The following is a 19929-nucleotide window of genomic DNA, read 5'->3' as shown; positions in this document are numbered from 1 at the left end:
GATGAGTGCAGGTCGAGCGCCGCGCATCGGGGTGATGGGCGGCACCTTCGACCCGGTTCATCACGGACACCTCGTCGCGGCGAGCGAAGTCGCCGCATCCTTCGACCTCGACGAGGTCATCTTCGTCCCTACGGGCGAGCCGTGGCAGAAGTCGCAGGTGACCGAGAGCGAGCATCGTTACCTGATGACGGTGATCGCGACGGCCTCGAACCCGGACTTCAGCGTCAGCAGGGTCGACATCGACCGATCCGGGCCGACGTACACGATCGACACCCTCCGAGACCTGCAGGCGCAGCGTCCCGATGCCGAGCTCTTCTTCATCACGGGAGCCGACGCCGTGGCGCAGATTCTCAGCTGGAGGGACCATGATGAGCTGTGGGACCTCGCCCATTTCGTGGCGGTCTCCCGGCCCGGGCACCCGCTATCGGCGGCTGGTCTGCCGAGCAAGAACGTGAGTCTGCTCGAGATCCCGGCCCTGGCCATCTCTTCGACGGACTGTCGGAACCGCGTGCACAACGGACAACCGGTGTGGTACCTCGTTCCGGACGGAGTCGTCCAGTACATTGCGAAGCACCACCTCTACCGGAGTAAGGCATGAGCAACCCTGACCAGCCCAGCACTCCGCCGCTGACCCGGCGCCAGATGCGCGACCTGCGCAACACCGGATCGACCCCGATCCAGACCACGCAGGACGCTCCCGCGAGCGAGCCCGAGCCGAAGCCGGAGCCGGCCGCCCCGCTTCCGCGCGCCGCCGAGCCGGCGGTCGTCCCGCCCGCCCCCCGCGCGGATGCGAGCGTCGACCTGGGCGTCTCGCCGCTCACCCGCCGCCAGGCGCGCGAGCAGGAGCGCATCCGCACCGCGTCGGTGCCGGTGATCACACCCGACACCGCCGCCCAGGCGCAGGCGCCGACGCCGACAGTGAAGCCCGCCGAAGAGGACTCGTCCTCGCCGGACACCGGTGGGATGACGGCGCTGTTCACGCCCGCTGCCGATGAGCGACCGGCCGACGAGATGCCGCTGGCTGCGGCCGAGGCGGCTCTCGCCGACGAGCCCGCACCTGTGGTGTCGCCCCAGCTCGGTTCCGCGCTGCTCGAAGGCGGCGTCCCCGAGGTCGCGCTCCCGCCGTCCTTCGACCACCTTCTGACGCGAGAGGGATCCACCGGCAGCGTCGCGACGCCGAACGCCCTGATCCTCTCGCAGACGCCGTCGGCGGACGCGTTCACCTCGCCGATCGCGGCGACCGGCGAGGTGCTCATCACCGGCACCTTCGCGTTGCCCGAGGGCCTCGGCTCGCGCGGCCACGCGCCCGGGACGACCGACGGTAAGGAGGCCGACGCGGTTCTCGTGGACGGTGAGCTGCCGCCCGCTTCTTCTCCCACCCCCATCGCGGCCAGCGCCGCGATCAGCACCATCAAGAGCGCGGACGAGATCATCCGTCCGCCGGCGCCCGAGAAGGGCAGCCGTCTCATGCTCGTGCTCGCCATCACCGCCGGGGCGCTCGCGCTCGCGCTGGTGGGCGTGCTGGTGTTCGCCGTATCGACAGGACTCTTCTCATGACTCTCACCGACGCATCCGTCGAGGTGCTGCAGATCGCCGCGCGCGCCGCCGACGCGAAGGGCGGCGAGGACCTCGTGGCCTTGGACGTCTCGGAGCCGCTGCCGCTCGTCGACATCTTCCTGCTCGTCACGGGGCGCAACGAGCGCAATGTGGCAGCCATCGCCGACGAGATCGAGGAGCAGCTGCTCGAGCACGGCGTCAAGCGTCTGCGCCGTGAGGGCCGCGAGGAGTCACGCTGGATCCTGCTGGACTTCGGCGACCTCGTCGTGCACGTCTTCCACGAGCAGGAGCGCGTCTTCTACGGCCTCGAGCGCCTCTGGAAGGACTGCCCGACCGTTCCCATCGACCTGCCGGTGCCGACGCGCCCGGAGTGACCGGGCTGATTTCGCTCACGACTCATCCGTGTTGTAAGCTGAATGAGTTGCCCGGACGGGTGACAGAGGGCCTGTGGCGCAGCTGGTAGCGCACCTGCATGGCATGCAGGGGGTCAGGGGTTCGAGTCCCCTCAGGTCCACCCTCACGATACGAAGGCCTCCGCGAAGCGGGGGCCTTCACTCGTTTTCCCGACCGATTCCACCTCGCTCATGGCCGCGCACGCACAGTTCGTGCGCCGAAAGCGACAGGTTGTGCGTGAGCGCGATTCGGGCTGTGCGGAGCGCGTGAAATGGGACCCGGCACCGGTGCGCTGACGCCCGGGCCGTCCTCCGATGACGGAGGTCTGCACACAGAGGAGAACACAGTGAGTTCAACGACGGCTCGGAAGCCGATGTCGAACAAGAGGTTCCTCGCGATCTGGATCCCGATCGTCGCCGTGGTGGCAATCATCGCCATCGGCGCGAACATCGCGATCGGGATGTATCGAGGAGCCATCGAGTCGTACATGGGCGCGGGAACCTACGCGATCAGCAATACGGCGGAAGGCGACAAGCTCGACACCGAGTACTACACGGCCGACTACGCGACGAACGAAGAGGCCAAGAGCGCGTCGTCCGAGCTCGTGGAGGAGATCGCCGGCGAAGGCATGACGCTCGTCAAGAACAACGGGACTCTCCCGTTGGCGACCGGCGCCGTCACGCTGCTGGGCCGCGGTGCAGCCGACCCCGTGTACGGCGGCTCCGGCTCCGGAACAGCAGACACCCGCACCGCCGTGAACATCAAGGCCGGCATCGAGAACGGCGGCTTCACGGTCAACGGGACGGTCTACGACCAGCTCGCGGCGTTCGCCGAGGCGAACCCGGCGGCGGAGGGCGGCCGGACGAACATCGTCATGGACAAGCCGGAGGAGTCGAACTACAACATCGGCGAGATGCCGGTCGCCGACTACTCGCAGGCCTCACTCGACAGCTTCGCCGAGTTCGCCGACGCCGCGATTGTCGTCATCGGTCGTGCCGGCGGCGAAGGTGGAGACCTCGCCACCAACATGGAGAAGTGGGACGAGCGCGCAGAGCCCGGTCAGCACCAGCTCGAGCTGAACGCCGATGAGAAGGACCTGCTCGAACTCGCAAAGAGCCAGTTCCAGAACGTCATCGTGGTCGTGAACGCATCGACGTCCATGGAGCTCGGTCCTCTCCAGGACGATGAGGGTATCGACGGCATCATCCTGGCAGGCTCTCCCGGCGTCAACGGATTCAACGCGCTGGGACCGATCCTGAGCGGCGACATCAACCCCTCGGGGCGCACGGCCGACGTGTTCTCGCGCGACTTCTCCGCTGACCCCACCTTCGTCAACTTCGGCGACTTCGCGTACACGAACGTCGATGACGCCTACTTCGTCGACTACGAAGAGGGGATCTACGTCGGTTACCGCTACTACGAGACGGCGGCGGTCGAAGGCTTCATCGACTACGACCAGGCTGTCGTCTATCCGTTCGGCTACGGGCTCAGCTACACGAGTTTCGACAAGGCGATCACCGGCCAGCGCCTCGGCGATGTGGACGGCGACATCTCCGTCGACGTGAGCGTCACGAACACCGGTGCGGTCGCCGGCAAGGATGTCGTGCAGCTCTACTACACGGCGCCCTACACCCCGGGCGGTGTCGAGAAGTCCTCCGTCGTGCTCGGAGCGTTCGCGAAGACGAGCCTGCTCGAGCCCGGCGCATCAGAGACGGTGACGCTCACGGTTCCCGTCGAGGAGATGGCGTCCTACGACAGCACCGGCGACGGGGCGTACGTGCTCGACGCCGGCGTTTACGAGATCAAAGTCCAGAACGACTCCCACACGATCGCGGCGGGCACCGCTCCGATCACGTACACGGTCGACGAGAAGGTCACCTACACCGAGGGGCGCGCGAGCGACGAGACGGCGGCGACCAACCACTTCGAGGATGTCACCGCGGCCTTCTCCGAGGGCAAGGTGACTGCGCTGTCCCGTGCCGACTTCGCCGGCACGTTCCCGAAGGCGCCCGAGGGAGCCGACTTCGAGGCGAGTGAGGCGACGATCGCCGACTTCGCTCCGTACGATGCCGCCGCGGCCGCAGCGGCTGACACGGATTCCGAGGCGCCCGTCTGGGGCGCGGACGGCGATGTCTCGCTCGTCGACATGCGCGGACTCGCGTACGACGACCCGAAGTGGGACGCTCTGCTGGACCAGCTCACGCTGGACGAGGTCGTCGACATGCTCACCTCGGGTGCGTACAACACGGCCGGTCTCCCGGGGATCGGCAAGATCCGCACCAACGACCTCGACGGCCCTGCCGGCTTCAGCTCGTTCATCAACCCTGATCTGTGGACCGGAACGGCCTTCCCGTCCGAGTACCTGCTCGGACAGACGTGGAACGTCGAACTCGCCAACGCGATGGGTGTCGCGATCGGCAACGAAGCGCTGACGATGGGTGCCAACGGGTGGTACGCACCTGCCGCGAACCTGCATCGCTCTCCGTTCGCCGGCCGCAACTTCGAGTATTACTCCGAGGACCCGGTGCTCTCCGGGGCCCTCGCCACGGCTGCCGTGGACGGCGCGCTCACGAAGGGCGTCTACTCGTTCACGAAGCACTTCGCGATGAACGACCAGGAGACGAACCGCGTCAACGGCAACGGCATCGCTACGTGGGCGACCGAGCAGACGATCCGTGAGATCTATCTGAAGCCTTTCGAGATGATCGTCAAGAACGCCAGCGGTGAGCTGTCGTACTACGACGCCGCCGGCACGAAGCAGACCGCCGAGATCGGTGCCACCGCCATGATGAGCTCGTTCAACCGCATCGGCGGCACGTGGGCCGGTGGCTCTGCGGCGCTCATGCACGACGTGCTGCGCGGTGAGTGGGGTTTCACGGGCTTCGTGATCACCGACTTCAACCTCTACCCCTACATGTACGTCGATGAGGCGTGGGCCGCTCGCGGCACGGATCACATGCTGACCTTCGCGGGGATGAAGACGGTCGAAGACACCGACAGTGCCTTCGCACAGTCCAACATCCGCTACGCCGCCCACAACCTGCTGTACACCGTTGCGAACTCCAACGCGGTGAACGGGATGGCTCCGGGAGCGACACTGACGTACCAGCCCGCAGCGTGGGAGATCTGGATCACGGTCGGCACCGTCGTGCTGGCGCTGCTGGTGGCCGCCGGAGTGGTGTGGATCATCGTCCGCGTCGGCCGTCACCGCAATCGCCCGGTGACGGTCAGCGACGAGCTCGCTTCGTCCTGACACGGCACGTTCGGGGCCGGGCCGCCGCGCTCGGCCCCGAACGGCGACTGTCCTTCCGCGCTCGACGCGCGACGTGAACGACCAAGAAAGACCCATTGTGAAAGACACCCCCTCGCTCGTGGCGAGTCTCTCGCTGCTCGAGAAAGCCGCCCTGCTCAGCGGTGCGAACACCTGGCAGACGCGCGCCATCGAGCGCATCTCCCTGCCCCCGGTGTGGATGGCGGACGGCCCTCACGGTGTGCGCAAGCAGGTCGGCTCCGCCGACCACCTCGGCATCAACGGTTCGGAGCCCGCCACGTGCTTCCCGACCTCCGCCACCGTCGCCGGCAGCTGGGACGACGAGCTGGCCGAGGAGATCGGCGCTGCTCTGGGCCGGGAGGCCTCCTCGCAGGGTGTCGGCGTCTTGCTCGGACCGGGCCTCAACATCAAGCGCAGTCCGCTCGGCGGCCGCAGCTTCGAGTACTTCTCCGAGGATCCGGAGCTCTCCGGCCGACTCGCGGCCGCCTACGTGCGCGGCATCCAGTCCGAGGGCGTCGCAGCGACTCCCAAGCATTTTGCGGTCAACAGCCAGGAGCTGCGCCGCATGGTCAGTGATTCCGTCGTCGACGAGCGCACCCTGCGCGAGATCTACCTGACCGCTTTCGAGATCGTCGTGCGCGAGGCCGCCCCTTGGGCGATCATGTCGTCCTACAACCTCGTCAACGGTGTGTACGCCCACGAGAACGCGCACCTGCTGACGGAGATCCTGCGCGACGAGTGGGGGTTCGACGGCGCGGTGATCTCGGACTGGGGCGGATCCAACGACGCGGTCGCCGCGGTCGCCGCCGGCGCGGCGCTCGAGATGCCGTCGCCCGGATTCGACTCCGCCCGGGAGATCGTCGCGGCGGTCGAGTCGGGGCAGCTCTCGGTGTCGGACCTGGATGCCCGGGTCGCCGAGGTCATCGACCTGGTGCGCCGCGTGACCGAACGTGCCGCGGCGGTCGTGGACCTTCCGGCGCACCACGCGCTCGCGCGGCGTGCCGCTGCGGAGTCGGCGGTGCTCCTTCGCAACGAGGAGGAGCTGCTGCCGCTCTCGCCCGGCACCCGGGTCGCGCTCATCGGAGCCTTCGCCACCGCACCGCGATACCAGGGAGCGGGATCCTCGCTCGTGAACCCGACGACGCTGCCGACACTCGCCGAGGTGCTGCCGTCCTCGACGCTCGAGGTCGTAGGCGTCGCGGAGGGGTTCCGCCGCGACGGCCGCCCCGACGATGCGTTGCGTGCGGAGGCACTGACACTCGCCGCTCGTGCCGAGGTCGTGGTGCTGAGCCTCGGACTCCCGGAGATCGCCGAGTCGGAGGGCATGGACCGTGCCACCCTCGATCTGCCCGCCGAGCAGGTGCGCCTGCTCCGCGACGTGCATCGGGTCAACCCCAAGACGGTGGTGCTGATCAGTGCCGGAGGCGTCGTCTCCACGCGCTGGGCGACGGATACGGCCGCGCTGCTGCACACATACCTCGGCGGACAGGCGGGGGCGGAGGCCATCGCCGACGTCCTCACCGGCACGGTCGACCCGGGTGGGCGGCTGGCAGAGTCCATGCCTCGCGCTCTCGAGGACACCCCCACGGCCAAGACCTTCCCGAGCGCGGCTCGTACCGCGGAGTACCGCGAAGGACCGTTCGTCGGCTACCGGTATTACGACACGGTCGGCGTGCCGGTCGCCTTCCCGTTCGGCTACGGCTTGAGCTACACGAGTTTCGCCTACTCGGATCTCGCGGTGGATGCCGACGGCGCAGAGGTCACGGTCACGAACACCGGCTCCCGGACGGGCAGCGATGTGGTCCAGATGTATGTCGGACGCGTCGGAGTCAGCGCGCTGGCGCGTCCGCGTCGCGAGCTGAAGGGCTACGCGAAGGTGCGGCTGGAGCCGGGGGAGTCGCGCCGCGTCGCGCTGCCGTTCGGCGAGCGCACCTTCCGGGTCTTCGACGCCGCGACCAACGCGTGGATCGTCGAGCGCGGTACGTACGAGATCGCGGTCGGCGCACACCTGGGCGCGTTGGATCTCACAGCGACCGTCGAGCGCGACGGTGTGGCGCTCACCGGTACCGCGCACGCGCGCCAGGCGGCGACCGATGCCGAGTTCGCGGCGCTCCTCGGGCGCTCCATCCCCGATCCGCAGTGGCCCGACGGGCCGCTCGGGGAGAACGACCCGATGGATCGGCTCGCCGAGTCGCGCAGCCCCCTCGGTCGACTCGGATTCCGCATCCTCGACGGCCGCCGTCGCAAGGCGGACGCGGCCGGGACCCCCGACCTGAACATGCTGTTCCTGTTGAACGGCCCGTTCCGGGTCATCTCGAAGATGAGCGGAGGGCTCGCCACCCGTCGACTCACCGGGGCAGTGCTGACGCTCGTGAACGGGCAGACGCTGCGCGGGCTCGGGGGCGTGATCGCCGCCTACTTCGGTGGTCGACGCGATGAGAAGGCGACGAAGAAGGCGTTCGACGCCGCCGCAGGGAACAGGAGTGCACGATGATCACCGCCATCTCGAACTGGTGGGGTCGATTCCAGACCTCACGTCCGGAGCTGTCGAAGTTCCTCATGTTCCTGCTGCTGTCCAACGGCGTGACCGTGCTGCAGCTGGCGCTCATGCCGATCTTCCGCTGGGGCTTTGCGAGCTTCACGGGTCTCACGGACGTCGGGTTCCAGGTGCTGCCCGTCGGGTCGAACGTCGACGGCAGCCAGTACTACATGTTCGACTACGCGGCGGGCGTGCTTCCCGCCGGCGGTGGCGGCTTGGCGTATTTCCTCGCGGTGCAGATCACGCTGCTGATCGCGCAGGTCATCAACTTCTTCCTGCAGCGCAACATCACGTTCAAGTCCAACACCTCTGTGTGGGTGGCGGCCGGCTGGTACACGGTGGCCTATGTGGCGATCACCTTCATCGCCGCGGCGGCGCAGGGCTTCTACAAGGCGCCGATCTACGACTTCTTCATGGTGACCCTCGGATGGGGCTCGAGCGGATCGGTCGTGGCGGACGTGCTGACCATGATCATCAACGCCGCGATCTCGTTCTGGGTGTTCTACCCGATCTTCAAGGTGATCTTCCGCCAGGCACCGACCGAGGTCGAGGTGGTGGCGGAGCCCGGCGACAAGGTCGAGCGATGACGAACGGCTCGCGGGTCGCGCCGGCGCTGTCGATCGTGGTTCCGGCGTTCAACGCCGAGGACTATCTGGGGCGCGCGCTGTCGGAGCTCGACGCGGTCGCCGACGTCGAGGTGATCGTCGTCGACGACGGCTCGACGGATGCGACCGGAGCACTCGCTGACGACTGGGCGGCGCGGCGCCCCGCATCCCGGCGGGTGATCCACCAGCCCAACCGCGGTCACGGTGGCGCCATCACCACGGGGCTGGCCGCCGCACGCGGCTCGTTCGTGAAGATCCTGGACGCGGACGACTGGCTCGACATCGCCTCGCTCGCCCTCCTGGTGCGCGAACTCGTCGCTCTCGAGGGCGCGGACGTGGATGCGGTGTTCACGGACTTCGTCCACGAACGCGTCGGCAAGTCGGCGCGTCCGGCACGCTTCGACTCGGTGTTCCCCTCGGACGGCGTCTTCGAGTGGGCCGACACGGAAAGGTTCGGGCGCCGTCAGGTGCTGATGATGCACGCGATCGTGTACCGGACGGAACTCGTGCGCGCGAGCGGGCTGCGCCTGCCCGAGCACACCTTCTACGTCGACAACCTCTACGTCGTGACGCCGTTGGCGCGGGTGCGCCGGATGCGGTATCTGCCGGTCCCGCTCTACCGCTACCACGTGGGCCGCCCCGGACAGTCCGTGGCGCCGGAGGTCATGGTACGGCGCGTGGAGCAGCAACTGCGGGTGAACAGGCTGGCACTCGCGGCGCTTCCCTCGCCGCACGCGGTGGCGCGCGGCGAGGTTCCGGCGCAGCTCTACCGTGCGCTTCTGCACCACGTCGAGGGGGTGTGCGCGGTCACGAGCGCGACGCTGGCCCGCGCCGGGACAGCGGGTCACCTCGTCGAACGCGACCGCTTCTGGCGGGAGGTGAGGGCCGAGAACCCCTGGCTGTACACCCGGATGCGTCGCAGTCTTCTCGGCGCCGTGAGCAACCTTCCCGGACAGGCGGGCCGCCGTGCGACGAGCCTCGCGTACGACTGGGCTCGCCGCGTCGTCGGGTTCAGCTGAGGAGAGCCGCGGGTTCCGCAGGTGAAGGGCGTCCCGTCTACGATCGAGGGTGAGACCGGTCGATCTCGCGCCCGGCTCGTCATCATCGCCCTGCGCGCCGCCGTCCGTCGCCGCGTGCGGCGCCGGACGGAGGGTGCCTCGGTGTCATCGCCCCTGCTGACGGTGGCCGTGCCCGCGTACAACTGCGCAGAGTTCCTCGGTCGAGCCCTCGCTGCGCTCTGCACGAGCGACGCGCGCGTCGAGGTCGTCATCGTGAACGACGGCTCGACGGACGCCACCGGGCTGCTCGCCGCATCCTATGCGCACACGTACCCCGACCGGATCCGTGTGGTGCACCAGGTCAACGGCGGGCACGGAGCGGCGATCGACACCGGTGTCGCCCACGCGCGCGGTCTCTACCTCAAGGTGCTCGACGCCGACGATTGGCTGTCGTCCGCCGCTCTCGCACGAGTGCTCGACGTCCTCGAGCGGGTGGAGGCGACCGGGGGAGTCGACGCGTTGTTCACCGACTTCGTACACGACCGCGTCGACAAGGAGCCGCGGCGGACGCGTTTCGACACGGTCTTTCCCGCCGACCGCGTCTTCGGCTGGGAGGACACGCAGCGCTTCGCGCGGCGGCAGTACCTCATGATGCACGCCGTCATCTACCGCACGTCCCTGCTGCGCGAGGTGGATCTGGACCTGCCGCGTCACACGTTCTACGTCGACAGCCTGTACGTCCTGCGTCCGCTCGCGCGCGTGCGGCGCATGTACTACCTGCCCGTCGCGTTGTACCACTACTACATCGGCCGTGCGGGACAGTCGGTCGCGCCGGAGGTCATGCTGGCGCGCGTCGATCAGCAGCTGCGCGTGAACCGACTCGCGCTCGAAACCCTGCCGAGCCTCGAGGACGTCCGGACCGGACATATCCCGACGCAGCTCTACGCCGCGCAGCTGCACTACATCCGCGCGCTCTGCGCCACCGTGAGCGCCACGCTCGCGCTGGGCGGCACCGCACAGCATCTCGCGGTGCGCCGAGCCTTCTGGCGCGAGGTCAAGCGCGACCGTCCCCGCATCCACGGTCATCTGCGGCGGAGCCTCGTCTGCGCAGGGAGCAATCTGCCGGGATATGCGGGGCGGCACGTGACGCGGGCCGCATACCACCTCGCCCGACGCTACGTCGGATTCAGCTGAGAACCGACCAGGAAGGAGACAGAGCATGATCCGCATCGGCGTCGTCGAAGATGATCCGGCCAGCATCGACCGCCTGCTGTCGCACCTGGATCGATTCCAGCGCGAGCACGGCGAACGCTTCCACGTCGGGGCGTTCCGCGACGGGCGCGACATCATCGAGGACTACCGTCCCGACTGGGACATCCTGTTGCTGGACATCCAGATGGCGCGTGTGGACGGCATGACGGCCGCACGACGCATCCGCGAGGTCGACAGCGAGGTGCTCATCGTCTTCGTGACCGCATCCCCGCAGTACGCGGTGAGCGGCTACGAGGTGGATGCCCTGAGCTACCTGCTCAAGCCCGTCTCCTACCCGGTCTTCGCGCAGGAACTCGGGCGCTGCCTCGTGCGGCTGCGCCGGCGCGAGCGCCGACACATGCTCTTCACCGCCGCCGATGGCGACCGGCACCGCCTCGACATCGCCGACGTCCTGTACCTGGAGAGCGCCAAGCACAATGTCCTGATCCACACGCTGGACAGCGACTACACGGTCGCGACGTCCCTGAAGGCGATGGAGGGGGAGCTGGAGGGCGAGGACTTCTTCCGTTGCAACAGCGGCTACCTCGTGAACCTCCGCCACGTGACGGGGGTGGAGGGCAACGACTGCCGCATCCGAGGCGGGGTGCGCCTGCAGATCAGCCGGCCGCGCAAGAAGGACTTCCTCGCCGCGCTGGCCGCGTACATCGGCACACGCGGGATCACGGCATGAACGAGCTGTACCTCGCCGACATCCCTCGCAGCTTCACCGCCATAGCCGAGTGGGGTGCCTGCTTCGTCTTCGTGCTGATCGTCGCCCGGCGGGCCGGCTGGTGGGTGACGGCCGCGGCCTCCGCCGTCGGGCTGCTCGCGCTGCTCGCCGTACAGGAAGCAGCCGGGCGCCTCTCGCTCGCGTTGTGGATCCCGGGGATGCTGGCCGCCGTGCTGGTGATGTTCGCCATGCTGTACACGACGCTGCGGGTCTCCCCGGTGACGGCGGGCTACCTCACCGCGCGGGCCTTCGTGCTGGCAGAGCTCACCGCATCCATCCACTGGCAGCTCGACCGGTTCTACCTGGATGCGCCGGCCGAGGTGAAGGCCACGATGATGGTCGTGATCTACGGCGGGATGCTGGGGCTCGCCTGGTTCGCCGAGCGGCGTCACCTGGTGCGGGGGGAGGTCTTCGAGGTGGGCTACGCCGATCTGGTCGCCGCGCTCTCGATCGCGACCGCCACGTTCGTCATCTCGAACCTCAGCTTCGTCACCACCGCGACCCCGTTCAGCGGTCGCATCGGGCATGAGATCCTCTACATCCGCACCCTCGTGGACCTCTGCGGCTACATCGCGCTCTACGTGCAGCACGAGGTGCGCCGTGGCTTCCAGGCGCGCCGGGAGGCCGACGCGATGGCGCGCCTGTTGACCAGCCAGCACCAGCAGTACGAGATGTCGCGGCGCACGATCGACGAGGTGAACCGCAAGTACCACGACATGAAGCACCACCTCGATGCGATCCGGGCCGAGCAGGACCCGCAGTCGAGACTGCGCATCCTCGACGACCTCGAGACGTCGATCCGCGACTATGCGACGCAGGTCCGCACGGGGAACGACGTGCTCGACGCGGTGCTCACGGCCAAACTCATGTACGCCAGGGAGCAGAGCATCCACGTCGCGACGGTGGCCGACGGGCGGTTGCTGGCGGGGTTGCGCCCGCTGGACATCACCGCGATCGCGGGGAATGCCCTCGACAACGCGTTCGAGGCGACGGCGCGTCTGCCCGAGTCGCAACGGATGGTGAAGTTCTCCCTGTTCGCGCACGACGATTTCGTGATGCTGCGGGTGGAGAACACCTTCGACGGGCACCTGCGCCGGCGAGACGGTCGCATCCTCACACGCAAAGCCGGTGAGGGGCACGGATACGGCCTGCGCAACATCGAGGCGGCAGCGGAGACCTACGGCGGGTCGGTGTCGGTCGACGGCGGTGCCGAGTGGTTCTCGCTCCGGGTGCTGCTCCCTCGAGACGTCGCCGCCGCCGCGCGCTGAATCGCCCGTTCAGGCGGCCAGCGCCCCGCGGACGTGCCCCAGCAGCTGCTCGCGCAGCGGCTCCGCCCGGAGGGTGAACGCCCGCTGTTCGGAGACGTACACGGCCTTGCCTTCCGCCGTCTCCACGGCGACGGGTTCGTAACCCCAGTCGCGCAGGTCATACGGCGAGGCACGCATGTCGAGCGCCCGGATGTCGCGGGCGAGCTCGAACGCGTCCAGCAGCGTGTCGCCGGGCACGAGCGGGCCGAGCTTGACCGCCCATTTGTAGAGGTCCATGCCCGCGTGCAGGCAGCCCGGCTGCTCGTGGGCGGACTGGGTCTCGCGCGCGAGCAGCGCACGGTTGCGGGGTGCTGCATCCTCGGTGAAGAAGCGGAAGGCGTCGAAGTGCGTGCACCGCAGCTCGTGCGACTCGACCACCGCGTCCGTGGCCGCGGATCCCAGCCGCAGGGGCACGGCATGGCGGGGAGTCGGGGAACGGTAGAGCATCGCCCACTCGTGCATACCGAAGCAGCCGTACTGCGCGCTCCGCCCGCGGGTGCCTTCCAGGATCGCGGCGACACCGGTCAGCAGGAGCCGCTTCTCGGCGGCGAAGGCGCGCGCATCGACACGTACGGAGTCGTTCTCGCCACGGACGTACCAGCGCCAGTCGGCACGATCCTCGTGCGCCGCATCCGCCAGCGCATACGCCGTACCCGGATGCCAGCGACGCAGCAGCGCCGGCTTGTAGCCGTAATAGGTGAACAGGAAGTCCTCGACGGGATGCGTCCGGCCCCGCGCGACGCGGGCTCGGCGTCCGGCGGTGAGCGCATCGGCCCGTTCGGCGTGACGGCGCTCACGGGAGCGCCAGTCATCGCTGCTGAGGACGGTCTCCGGCGTGAGGAGGGACGCCGGGGCGCTCACGCGGGTTCGATCAGCGCGGGCGAGTCGTTGCGCACGTTGCCGACGGCGGGAGAGACGACCCGGGTCTCGAGGGTCTCGGCGAGATCGGGAGCCGCGTCGATGGCGGCATCCAGGATGTCGCCGACGTTGTCCGTGTCGGTGTCGAGCCACGCATCGGCGAAGTCGGCGTCGAGGAACAGGGGCATCCGGTCGTGGATCGAACCGAGCGCGCCGATCGCGTCTCGGGTGAGGATGGTGAAGCTCAGCAGCCAGCGGTCGGGGTCGTCATCCGCCTTGCTCGGGTCTTTCCACCACTCGTACAGCCCCGCGAGGAACAGGGGCGAGTCGTCGGCTTGGTGGATGAAGTGCGGCTCCTTGCCGTCGGCGAGCTGCTTCCATTCGTAGTAGCCGGTCGTCGGGACGACGGCGCGGCGCTTGATGAGAGCACCGCGGAACATGGGCTTGTCCTCCAGCTCCTCGGCGCGGGCGTTGAAGGCCCGGGCGCCGATCTTCGGGTCCTTCGCCCACGCGGGCACCAGCCCCCACCGCGCGGGCTCGAGTCGCCGCGTGGGTGGCTCGGTCTTGGCGGAGTCCAGCACGATGGCCGCCGTGCTCATCGGCGCGACGTTGTAGGAGGGCGCAGGGAGCGAGGGGTTGATCGTGTCGACGCGCAGTACTCCGACGAGCTCAGACGCGACGTTGGCGACGACGAACCGACCACACATGCCGGTCAGCCTACGCCCGGGCGTACGACACCGGTCTCTTCCAGCCGATCGAGCAGTTCGGCTCCGTCGTCGCCGCTGACCCACGGCACACTCGCGGCGGAGTGGTCGTTCACGGCCGTCCGTCCACCGGCGAGCACGGCCTCTGCGGGCGTCAGGCGGCGGATGGCGACGGCGGCCACGTTAGCGGGATGCGCGCCCGCGAACTCGGTGTAGATCGCATCGTCGGCCTGCCCGTCGTCCCCGATGAGCAGCCAGCGGATGTCGGGGAACTCCTGCGCAAGTCGGTTGAGGTTGGTCGACTTGTGGGCGCGGCCGCTGCGGAACCACCGATCGTGTGTCGGCCCCCAGTCGGTCAGCAGCATGGCGCCGGAGGGGAAGAGATGTCGGCGCAGGAAACGGGTGAGCGTCGGGGCGACGTTCCACGAGCCCGTCGACAGGTAGACCAGGGGGGCGCCGGGATGCTCGCGCGTCACACGCTCGAGCAGCACCGACATCCCGGGGACGGGCTGCCGTGCGTGCTCGTTGACGACGAAGGAGTTCCAGGCCGCGAGCATCGGACGGGGGATGGCGGTGACCATGACGGTGTCGTCGATGTCGCTCACGACCCCGAACCTGGCAACGTCGGAGACGATGAACACGCGCAGCGTGGTGGTCTGACCGCCCTCCACCTGCGCCGTGAGCGTCTGCCAGCCCGGCTCGAGGGTCGCCGGGAGCACCACGTCCACGACGCCGCCGCGGTCGGCGACGACGTCATGCGTCTCGCTGCCCACGGTGACCCGCACCTGACCGTACGCGACCGGGATCGCGGCGAAGCTCCGCCATCCGCGGATGCCTGCGTACTCGCCCTTGTCCCGGCCGACCGGGGGGATCACGACGCGTGCGAGCACCCGCACCCAGCGCTGTGAACCGTAGCCGGGAAAGGCCGCCGCCGATGGTGTGCGCCCACGACGACGGGCGCCCCGTTCACGCCACGCGTGAAACCGGCGCTCGAGTCGGGCGATCCAAAGGATCTTGTCGGAACGGGTCGGACGACGGGATTCGGCCACCCCCTCAGTCTTCCACGTCCGTCGCTCGGGGCTCCGGGCTGGACGCCGGCCCGGCCATGTGCCGACGCTCGACCCGCTCGATGACCTTCTTGCCGATGAACACCAGCACGACGAATGTCACGATGATGGCGACGAAGATGTAACCCGCGTAGTGGATGCGATCGGAGAGCTCGCGGTAGGTGCCCGCAGCGGCCGCCGCAACACCGATGTAGAGGCTCGCCCAGATGATGCATGCCGGCGCGGTCCAGGCGAGGAACCGGCGATACGGAAAGCGCGCCATACCGACCGTCAACGGCACGAGCGAGTGGAGCACGGGCAGGAAGCGCGACAGGAAGATGGCCGGCCCGCCCCGCCGCTCCAGGTAGCGCTCCGATCTGGCCCAGTTCTCCTCGCCGATGCGGCGACCGAGACGCGACCTGCGCAGCCACGGCCCCAGATAGCGGCCCAGGAGGTACCCGAGCGTCTCGCCCAGCAGCGACCCGAGCACGACGGCAGCGCCGAGGAGGACGGCTTCCAGGGGTGTGGTGACGGCGGTCCCCGCGACGATGACGATGGTGTCGCCCGGGACGATGAGCCCGACCAGCACGCTCGTCTCCAGCATGATGGCGACGCCGGCGAGAACCACGCGCAGCACCGGATCGACCTCGCGCACGGCATCGAGGATCGCGGTGAGCAGATCGTTCACGCCGTCGAGCCTAGAGGCTTGCGGTATCGCTAGCCTGGGAGCGTGCCCGCTGCCCCTGTCCGCGTGCACGGCGCGAACGATCCCGCAGCCGTCCACGCACTCTTCGCCGAGCGCGACCACACGTTCTGGCTCGATGCGGGGCCCGACGCCGGCGCGGGCTACAGCTGGATCGGATCCGGCATCCCCGTGGACGGCGCCGAGGTGCGTGCGGTGCAGGTCGCGGCGGGTGACACCGCGCCGCATCCCGCCGGACCGTTCCGGAGCGGATGGGTCGGATGGCTCTCGTACGAGGTCGGCGCGGATGCGGCCGGCGCCCCCGTCGCGCCCGACGACATGCCGCGTGAGAGCTGGATGAGGGTGCGCACGCTCGTGACCTTCGATCACGCCGCCGGCGTGACGTGGGTCAGCGGCGAGGATGCCGATGCCTGGGCCGAGCGCATCACGTCGGCGACCCCGGTCGCCCCGGCGGCGGTGCCCGATCGGGGCGCGGCGATCGCGCGGGTCGATGCATCCCGCTACGCGGACGACATCCGTACGGCCATCGCGGCCATCGGTCGCGGGGATGCGTACCTGCTGTGTCTGACGACGCGCTTCGACGTGGTCGGCGAGGTCGATGCGCTCGACGCCTACGCCGCGCTTCGGGCCGACACCCCCTCGCATCATGGACTGCTGATCCGAAGCGGCGGGATCGCGCTGGCCGGTGCGAGTCCGGAGCGCTTCCTGCTCGCGCGCGATGGACGCGTCAGCACGCATCCGATCAAGGGGACCCGTCCTCGTGGCGCGACGCCCGAGGCGGACGCCGCCCTCGCCGCCGAGCTCGCGGCCGACCCCAAGGAGCGTGCCGAGAACGTGATGATCGTGGACCTGATGCGCAACGACCTGGCGCGCGTGTGCGATCCGGCGACGGTGAGCGTCGACCGCCTCCTGGAGGTCGAGACGTATCCACGTGTGCATCAACTCGTGAGCTCGGTCAGCGGGGTGCCGCATCCGGGCGTCACGCTGGGGGAGATGCTGAAGGCGGTGTTTCCCGCGGGCAGCATGACGGGGGCACCCAAACTGTCGGCGATGACCCTGCTGCACGACATCGAGGGCGCGCCGCGGGGTGCCTTCTCCGGCTGCGCCGGCTGGGTGGGCGATGACGGTGCGTTCGATCTGGCCATGACGATCCGCACCCTCGTCACGCATCCCCGGGGTGCCTATGTGGGCGCGGGCGGCGGCATCACCTGGTCGTCGGAGGTGGCCGCCGAGGTCGCGGAGGTGGCGCTGAAGGCCACTGCGCCGCTGCGTGCGGCGGGGGCGACGCTCCCGGCCGACTGGGGTGGTTAGGGGTCGGGTATCCTGAAATTTGCGCCTTGCGCACCTCCCCGAAACTCCACGATTGGTCCCTCTGTGTCTACGACCTCGACCGACACCGCAGGCGCGTCCGCCGACGGCGGCTTCGACGCCCACGCCATCCAGGACAAGTGGCAGCAGCGCTGGGCGGAAAGCGACCCGTTCCGCGCCGGCGGCGAGAACGACACCCGCCCGCGCAAGTACGTGCTCGCGATGTTCCCTTACCCGTCCGGCGATCTGCACATGGGGCACGCCGAGAACTACCTCTACTCGGACATCGTCGCCCGCTTCTGGCGTCACCGCGGGTACAACGTGCTGCATCCGATCGGGTGGGACTCGTTCGGTCTCCCGGCCGAGAACGCGGCCATCAAGCGCGGCGCGAACCCCGTCACCTGGACGTACGACAACATCGCCCAGCAGAAGGAGAGCCTCAAGGCCTACGGCGTCTCCTTCGACTGGAGCCGTGTCCTGCACACGAGCGACCCGGAGTACTACCGCTGGAACCAGTGGCTCTTCCAGAAGCTCTACGAGCGGGGCCTGGCCTACCGCAAGGAGAGCCCGGTCAACTGGTGCACGCACGATCAGACCGTGCTCGCCAACGAGCAGGTCGTCGACGGGCACTGTGAGCGCTGCGGCGCCCTGGTCGTCAAGAAGAAGCTGACCCAGTGGTACTTCCGGATCACCGATTACGCCGACCGGCTGCTCGACGACCTCAATCAGCTCGAGGGTTTCTGGCCGCACAAGGTCATCCAGATGCAGCGCAACTGGATCGGCCGCTCGGTCGGCGCCGACATCGACTTCGAGATCGAAGGCCGTGCCGAGAAGGTCACGGTGTTCTCGACGCGCCCCGACACGCTGCACGGCGCCACCTTCATGGTCGTCGCGCCCGACTCCGACCTCGCAGCGGAGCTGGCGGCGGGCGCAGGTCCCGAGGCGCGCGAGCGCTTCCAGGCGTACCTCTCCCAGGTGCAGCAGACGACGGATGTGGAGCGGCAGAACGCCGACCGTCCCAAGACGGGCGTGTTCCTCGACCGTTACGCGATCAACCCCATCAACGGGGAGCGCCTGCCGATCTGGGCGGCCGACTACGTCCTGGCCGACTACGGTCACGGTGCGGTCATGGCCGTGCCTGCGCACGACCAGCGCGATCTCGACTTCGCGCGTGCGTTCGACCTGCCGGTGAAGATCGTCGTCGACACGACGGCTCCCATCACGGGTGCGGTGCCCGTCATCGAGCTCGACGCAGACGGCAACCCGATCGACCCGTTCGAGGGCACCGACGCCCTCGAGGACATCGACCCGGTGCGCACCGGTGTCGCACTCAGCGGAGACGGCCGCCTCATCAACTCCGGCAGCCTCAACGGCCTGAGCAAGCGCAACGCGATCGCGCGCGCCATCGAGGAGCTGACCGCAGCCGGGACGGGCCGCGCGGCGAAGACCTATCGTCTGCGCGACTGGCTGATCTCGCGCCAGCGGTTCTGGGGCACCCCCATCCCGATGCTGCACGGCGACGACGGCCGTATCGTTCCCGTGCCCGACGACCAGCTTCCCGTGCGCCTTCCCGACCCTGAAGGGCTCAACCTGCTGCCGCAGGGCACCTCGCCATTGGGTGGTGCGACCGAGTGGGTGCAGGCGAGCGACCCAGAGACCGGCGAGCCCATGCGCCGCGACCCGGACACGATGGACACCTTCGTCGACAGCTCCTGGTACTACCTCCGCTTCCTCTCGCCGGGTGACCCCGACGCAGCCTTCTCGGGTCGTGAGGCCTCGAAGTGGGCGCCGGTGGACTTCTACATCGGCGGCGTCGAGCACGCGATCCTGCACCTGCTCTACGCACGGTTCATCGTCAAGGCGCTCTACGACATGGGCTACGTCGACTTCACCGAGCCCTTCTCCAGCCTGATCAACCAGGGCATGGTCATCCTCGACGGCGCCAAGATGTCCAAGAGCAAGGGCAACCTCGTGCTGTTCCAGGACGAGCTCGACGCGCACGGTGCCGACGCGCTGCGCGTCGGACTCGCCTTCGCGGGTCCCGTGGAGGACGACAAGGACTGGAAGGACGTCTCGACGACCGGTGCCACGAAGTTCCTCGCGCGCGCGCTGCGCATCGCGGGTGAGGTCTCCAGCCCCACGGATGCGGTGTGGGCCGAGGGCGACACCGCGCTGCGTCGCGTCACGCACCGTCTGTGGGCGGACGCGCCCTCGCTCATCGAGCAGACGAAGTTCAATGTCGTCGTCGCGCGCCTCATGGAGCTCGTCAACGCCACGCGCAAGACGATCGACTCCGGTGCGGGCGCGGCGGACCCCGCCGTGCGCGAGGCCGCCGAGGCCACCGCGATGATCCTCGACCTGTTCGCGCCGCACACGGCTGAGGAGATGTGGTCCCAGCTGGGCTACGAGCCGTCCGTCGGTCTCGCGTCCTGGCGTCAGCCCGACGGCACGCTCCTGGTGGAGGACACCGTCACCGCCGTCGTCCAGATCGACGGCAAGGTGCGCGCGACGCTGGACGTGTCGGCCAAGATCGGCGGCGAGGAGCTCGAGCGGCTGGCCCGCGAGGACGTCCGCGTGCAGCGCGCTCTCGGTGATCGCGAGATCGTGCGGGCGATCGTGCGGCCGCCGAAGGTCGTGAGCTTCAGCACGCGCTGAGCGA

General features: G+C 68.8%; 16 protein-coding genes and 1 tRNA gene. 13 read left to right on the top strand and 4 right to left on the bottom strand.

From position 1 onward, the window contains the following. The first annotated feature begins 1 nt into the window (after position 1). The 11 genes from nadD (at position 2) to QE377_RS00290 (ending at position 12612) form a co-directional block, all read left to right on the top strand. Positions 2 to 598, top strand: a complete 597-nt coding sequence (gene nadD, locus QE377_RS00340) for a nicotinate-nucleotide adenylyltransferase (RefSeq protein ID WP_234073027.1) — start codon at positions 2 to 4, stop codon at positions 596 to 598. Beyond that, positions 595 to 1557, top strand: coding sequence for a hypothetical protein (locus QE377_RS00335; protein WP_307318537.1), 963 nt, complete (start codon positions 595 to 597; stop codon positions 1555 to 1557). Before nadD ends, QE377_RS00335 begins: the two co-directional genes overlap by 4 nt. Continuing rightward, on the top strand, positions 1554 to 1931 hold the full coding sequence (gene rsfS, locus QE377_RS00330) for a ribosome silencing factor (protein WP_137416807.1): 378 nt from the start codon (positions 1554 to 1556) through the stop codon (positions 1929 to 1931). The genes QE377_RS00335 and rsfS overlap by 4 nt, the downstream gene beginning before the upstream one ends. A gap of 67 nt (positions 1932 to 1998) precedes the next feature. Beyond that, positions 1999 to 2071, top strand: a tRNA-Ala gene (locus QE377_RS00325). A 225-nt stretch (positions 2072 to 2296) separates the two neighbouring features. Continuing rightward, positions 2297 to 5203: a glycoside hydrolase family 3 protein gene (locus QE377_RS00320; protein ID WP_307318532.1), complete on the top strand. Its 2907-nt coding sequence runs from the start codon at positions 2297 to 2299 to the stop codon at positions 5201 to 5203. A 97-nt stretch (positions 5204 to 5300) separates the two neighbouring features. Next, the gene (locus QE377_RS00315) at positions 5301 to 7715 is read left to right on the top strand and encodes a glycoside hydrolase family 3 C-terminal domain-containing protein (protein WP_307318530.1); all 2415 of its coding nucleotides are present in this window, start codon (positions 5301 to 5303) and stop codon (positions 7713 to 7715) included. Further along, entirely contained in the window at positions 7712 to 8347 is a 636-nt protein-coding gene (locus QE377_RS00310) for a hypothetical protein (RefSeq protein WP_307318528.1), read from the top strand. The genes QE377_RS00315 and QE377_RS00310 overlap by 4 nt, the downstream gene beginning before the upstream one ends. Next, complete coding sequence (locus QE377_RS00305; protein ID WP_307318526.1) at positions 8344 to 9384, top strand: glycosyltransferase family 2 protein; 1041 nt, start codon at positions 8344 to 8346, stop codon at positions 9382 to 9384. The genes QE377_RS00310 and QE377_RS00305 overlap by 4 nt, the downstream gene beginning before the upstream one ends. Before the next feature lie 141 nt (positions 9385 to 9525). Continuing rightward, entirely contained in the window at positions 9526 to 10557 is a 1032-nt protein-coding gene (locus QE377_RS00300; protein ID WP_307318523.1) for a glycosyltransferase family A protein, read from the top strand. Positions 10558 to 10582: 25 nt separating this feature from the next. After that, positions 10583 to 11305 (top strand): LytTR family DNA-binding domain-containing protein, encoded by a 723-nt coding sequence (locus QE377_RS00295; RefSeq protein WP_307318520.1) that lies wholly within the window; start codon positions 10583 to 10585, stop codon positions 11303 to 11305. After that, positions 11302 to 12612 carry an ATP-binding protein gene (locus QE377_RS00290; protein WP_307318518.1) on the top strand — a complete coding sequence of 437 codons (1311 nt, stop codon included), beginning with the start codon at positions 11302 to 11304 and terminating at the stop codon, positions 12610 to 12612. The genes QE377_RS00295 and QE377_RS00290 overlap by 4 nt, the downstream gene beginning before the upstream one ends. Before the next feature lie 9 nt (positions 12613 to 12621). On the opposite strand, the gene QE377_RS00285 is transcribed toward QE377_RS00290, so the two are convergent. The 4 genes from QE377_RS00285 to QE377_RS00270 are packed head-to-tail and all read right to left on the bottom strand — an operon-like array spanning position 12622 to position 15947. Further along, positions 12622 to 13512, bottom strand: coding sequence for a 3-methyladenine DNA glycosylase (locus tag QE377_RS00285; protein WP_307318516.1), 891 nt, complete (start codon positions 13510 to 13512; stop codon positions 12622 to 12624). Next, on the bottom strand, positions 13509 to 14216 hold the full coding sequence (locus QE377_RS00280; RefSeq protein ID WP_307318513.1) for an SOS response-associated peptidase: 708 nt from the start codon (positions 14214 to 14216) through the stop codon (positions 13509 to 13511). Before QE377_RS00280 ends, QE377_RS00285 begins: the two co-directional genes overlap by 4 nt. 5 nt (positions 14217 to 14221) lie before the next feature. Then, positions 14222 to 15262: an App1 family protein gene (locus QE377_RS00275; RefSeq protein WP_307318510.1), complete on the bottom strand. Its 1041-nt coding sequence runs from the start codon at positions 15260 to 15262 to the stop codon at positions 14222 to 14224. 4 nt (positions 15263 to 15266) lie between these two features. Further along, a complete protein-coding gene (locus QE377_RS00270; protein ID WP_307318509.1) occupies positions 15267 to 15947 on the bottom strand; it encodes a DedA family protein in 681 nt (226 codons plus the stop codon). Between the two features lie 42 nt (positions 15948 to 15989). Between QE377_RS00270 and QE377_RS00265 the strand changes: the two genes are divergently transcribed. Continuing rightward, a complete protein-coding gene (locus tag QE377_RS00265) occupies positions 15990 to 17273 on the top strand; it encodes an anthranilate synthase component I family protein (RefSeq protein ID WP_307318507.1) in 1284 nt (427 codons plus the stop codon). A gap of 63 nt (positions 17274 to 17336) precedes the next feature. Then, positions 17337 to 19925 (top strand): leucine--tRNA ligase, encoded by a 2589-nt coding sequence (gene leuS / locus QE377_RS00260; protein ID WP_307318504.1) that lies wholly within the window; start codon positions 17337 to 17339, stop codon positions 19923 to 19925. Positions 19926 to 19929 lie beyond the last annotated feature (4 nt).

The organism is Microbacterium sp. SORGH_AS_0862, assembly GCF_030818795.1.
Classification (GTDB): domain Bacteria; phylum Actinomycetota; class Actinomycetes; order Actinomycetales; family Microbacteriaceae; genus Microbacterium.
Note: the sequence above shows the minus strand (reverse complement) of the source record. Positions and strands in the feature narration are given on the sequence as shown.

Bases quoted from the DNA above. Each gene is read 5' to 3' on its own strand.
- QE377_RS00305 (WP_307318526.1), top strand. From the start codon at position 8,344: ATGACGAACGGCTCGCGGGTCGCGCCGGCGCTGTCGATCGTGGTTCCG.
- QE377_RS00310 (WP_307318528.1), top strand. From the start codon at position 7,712: ATGATCACCGCCATCTCGAACTGGTGGGGTCGATTCCAGACCTCACGT.
- QE377_RS00290 (WP_307318518.1), top strand. From the start codon at position 11,302: ATGAACGAGCTGTACCTCGCCGACATCCCTCGCAGCTTCACCGCCATA.
- QE377_RS00335 (WP_307318537.1), top strand. From the start codon at position 595: ATGAGCAACCCTGACCAGCCCAGCACTCCGCCGCTGACCCGGCGCCAG.
- QE377_RS00295 (WP_307318520.1), top strand. From the start codon at position 10,583: ATGATCCGCATCGGCGTCGTCGAAGATGATCCGGCCAGCATCGACCGC.
- QE377_RS00280 (WP_307318513.1), bottom strand. From the start codon at position 14,216: ATGTGTGGTCGGTTCGTCGTCGCCAACGTCGCGTCTGAGCTCGTCGGA.
- rsfS (WP_137416807.1), top strand. From the start codon at position 1,554: ATGACTCTCACCGACGCATCCGTCGAGGTGCTGCAGATCGCCGCGCGC.
- nadD (WP_234073027.1), top strand. From the start codon at position 2: ATGAGTGCAGGTCGAGCGCCGCGCATCGGGGTGATGGGCGGCACCTTC.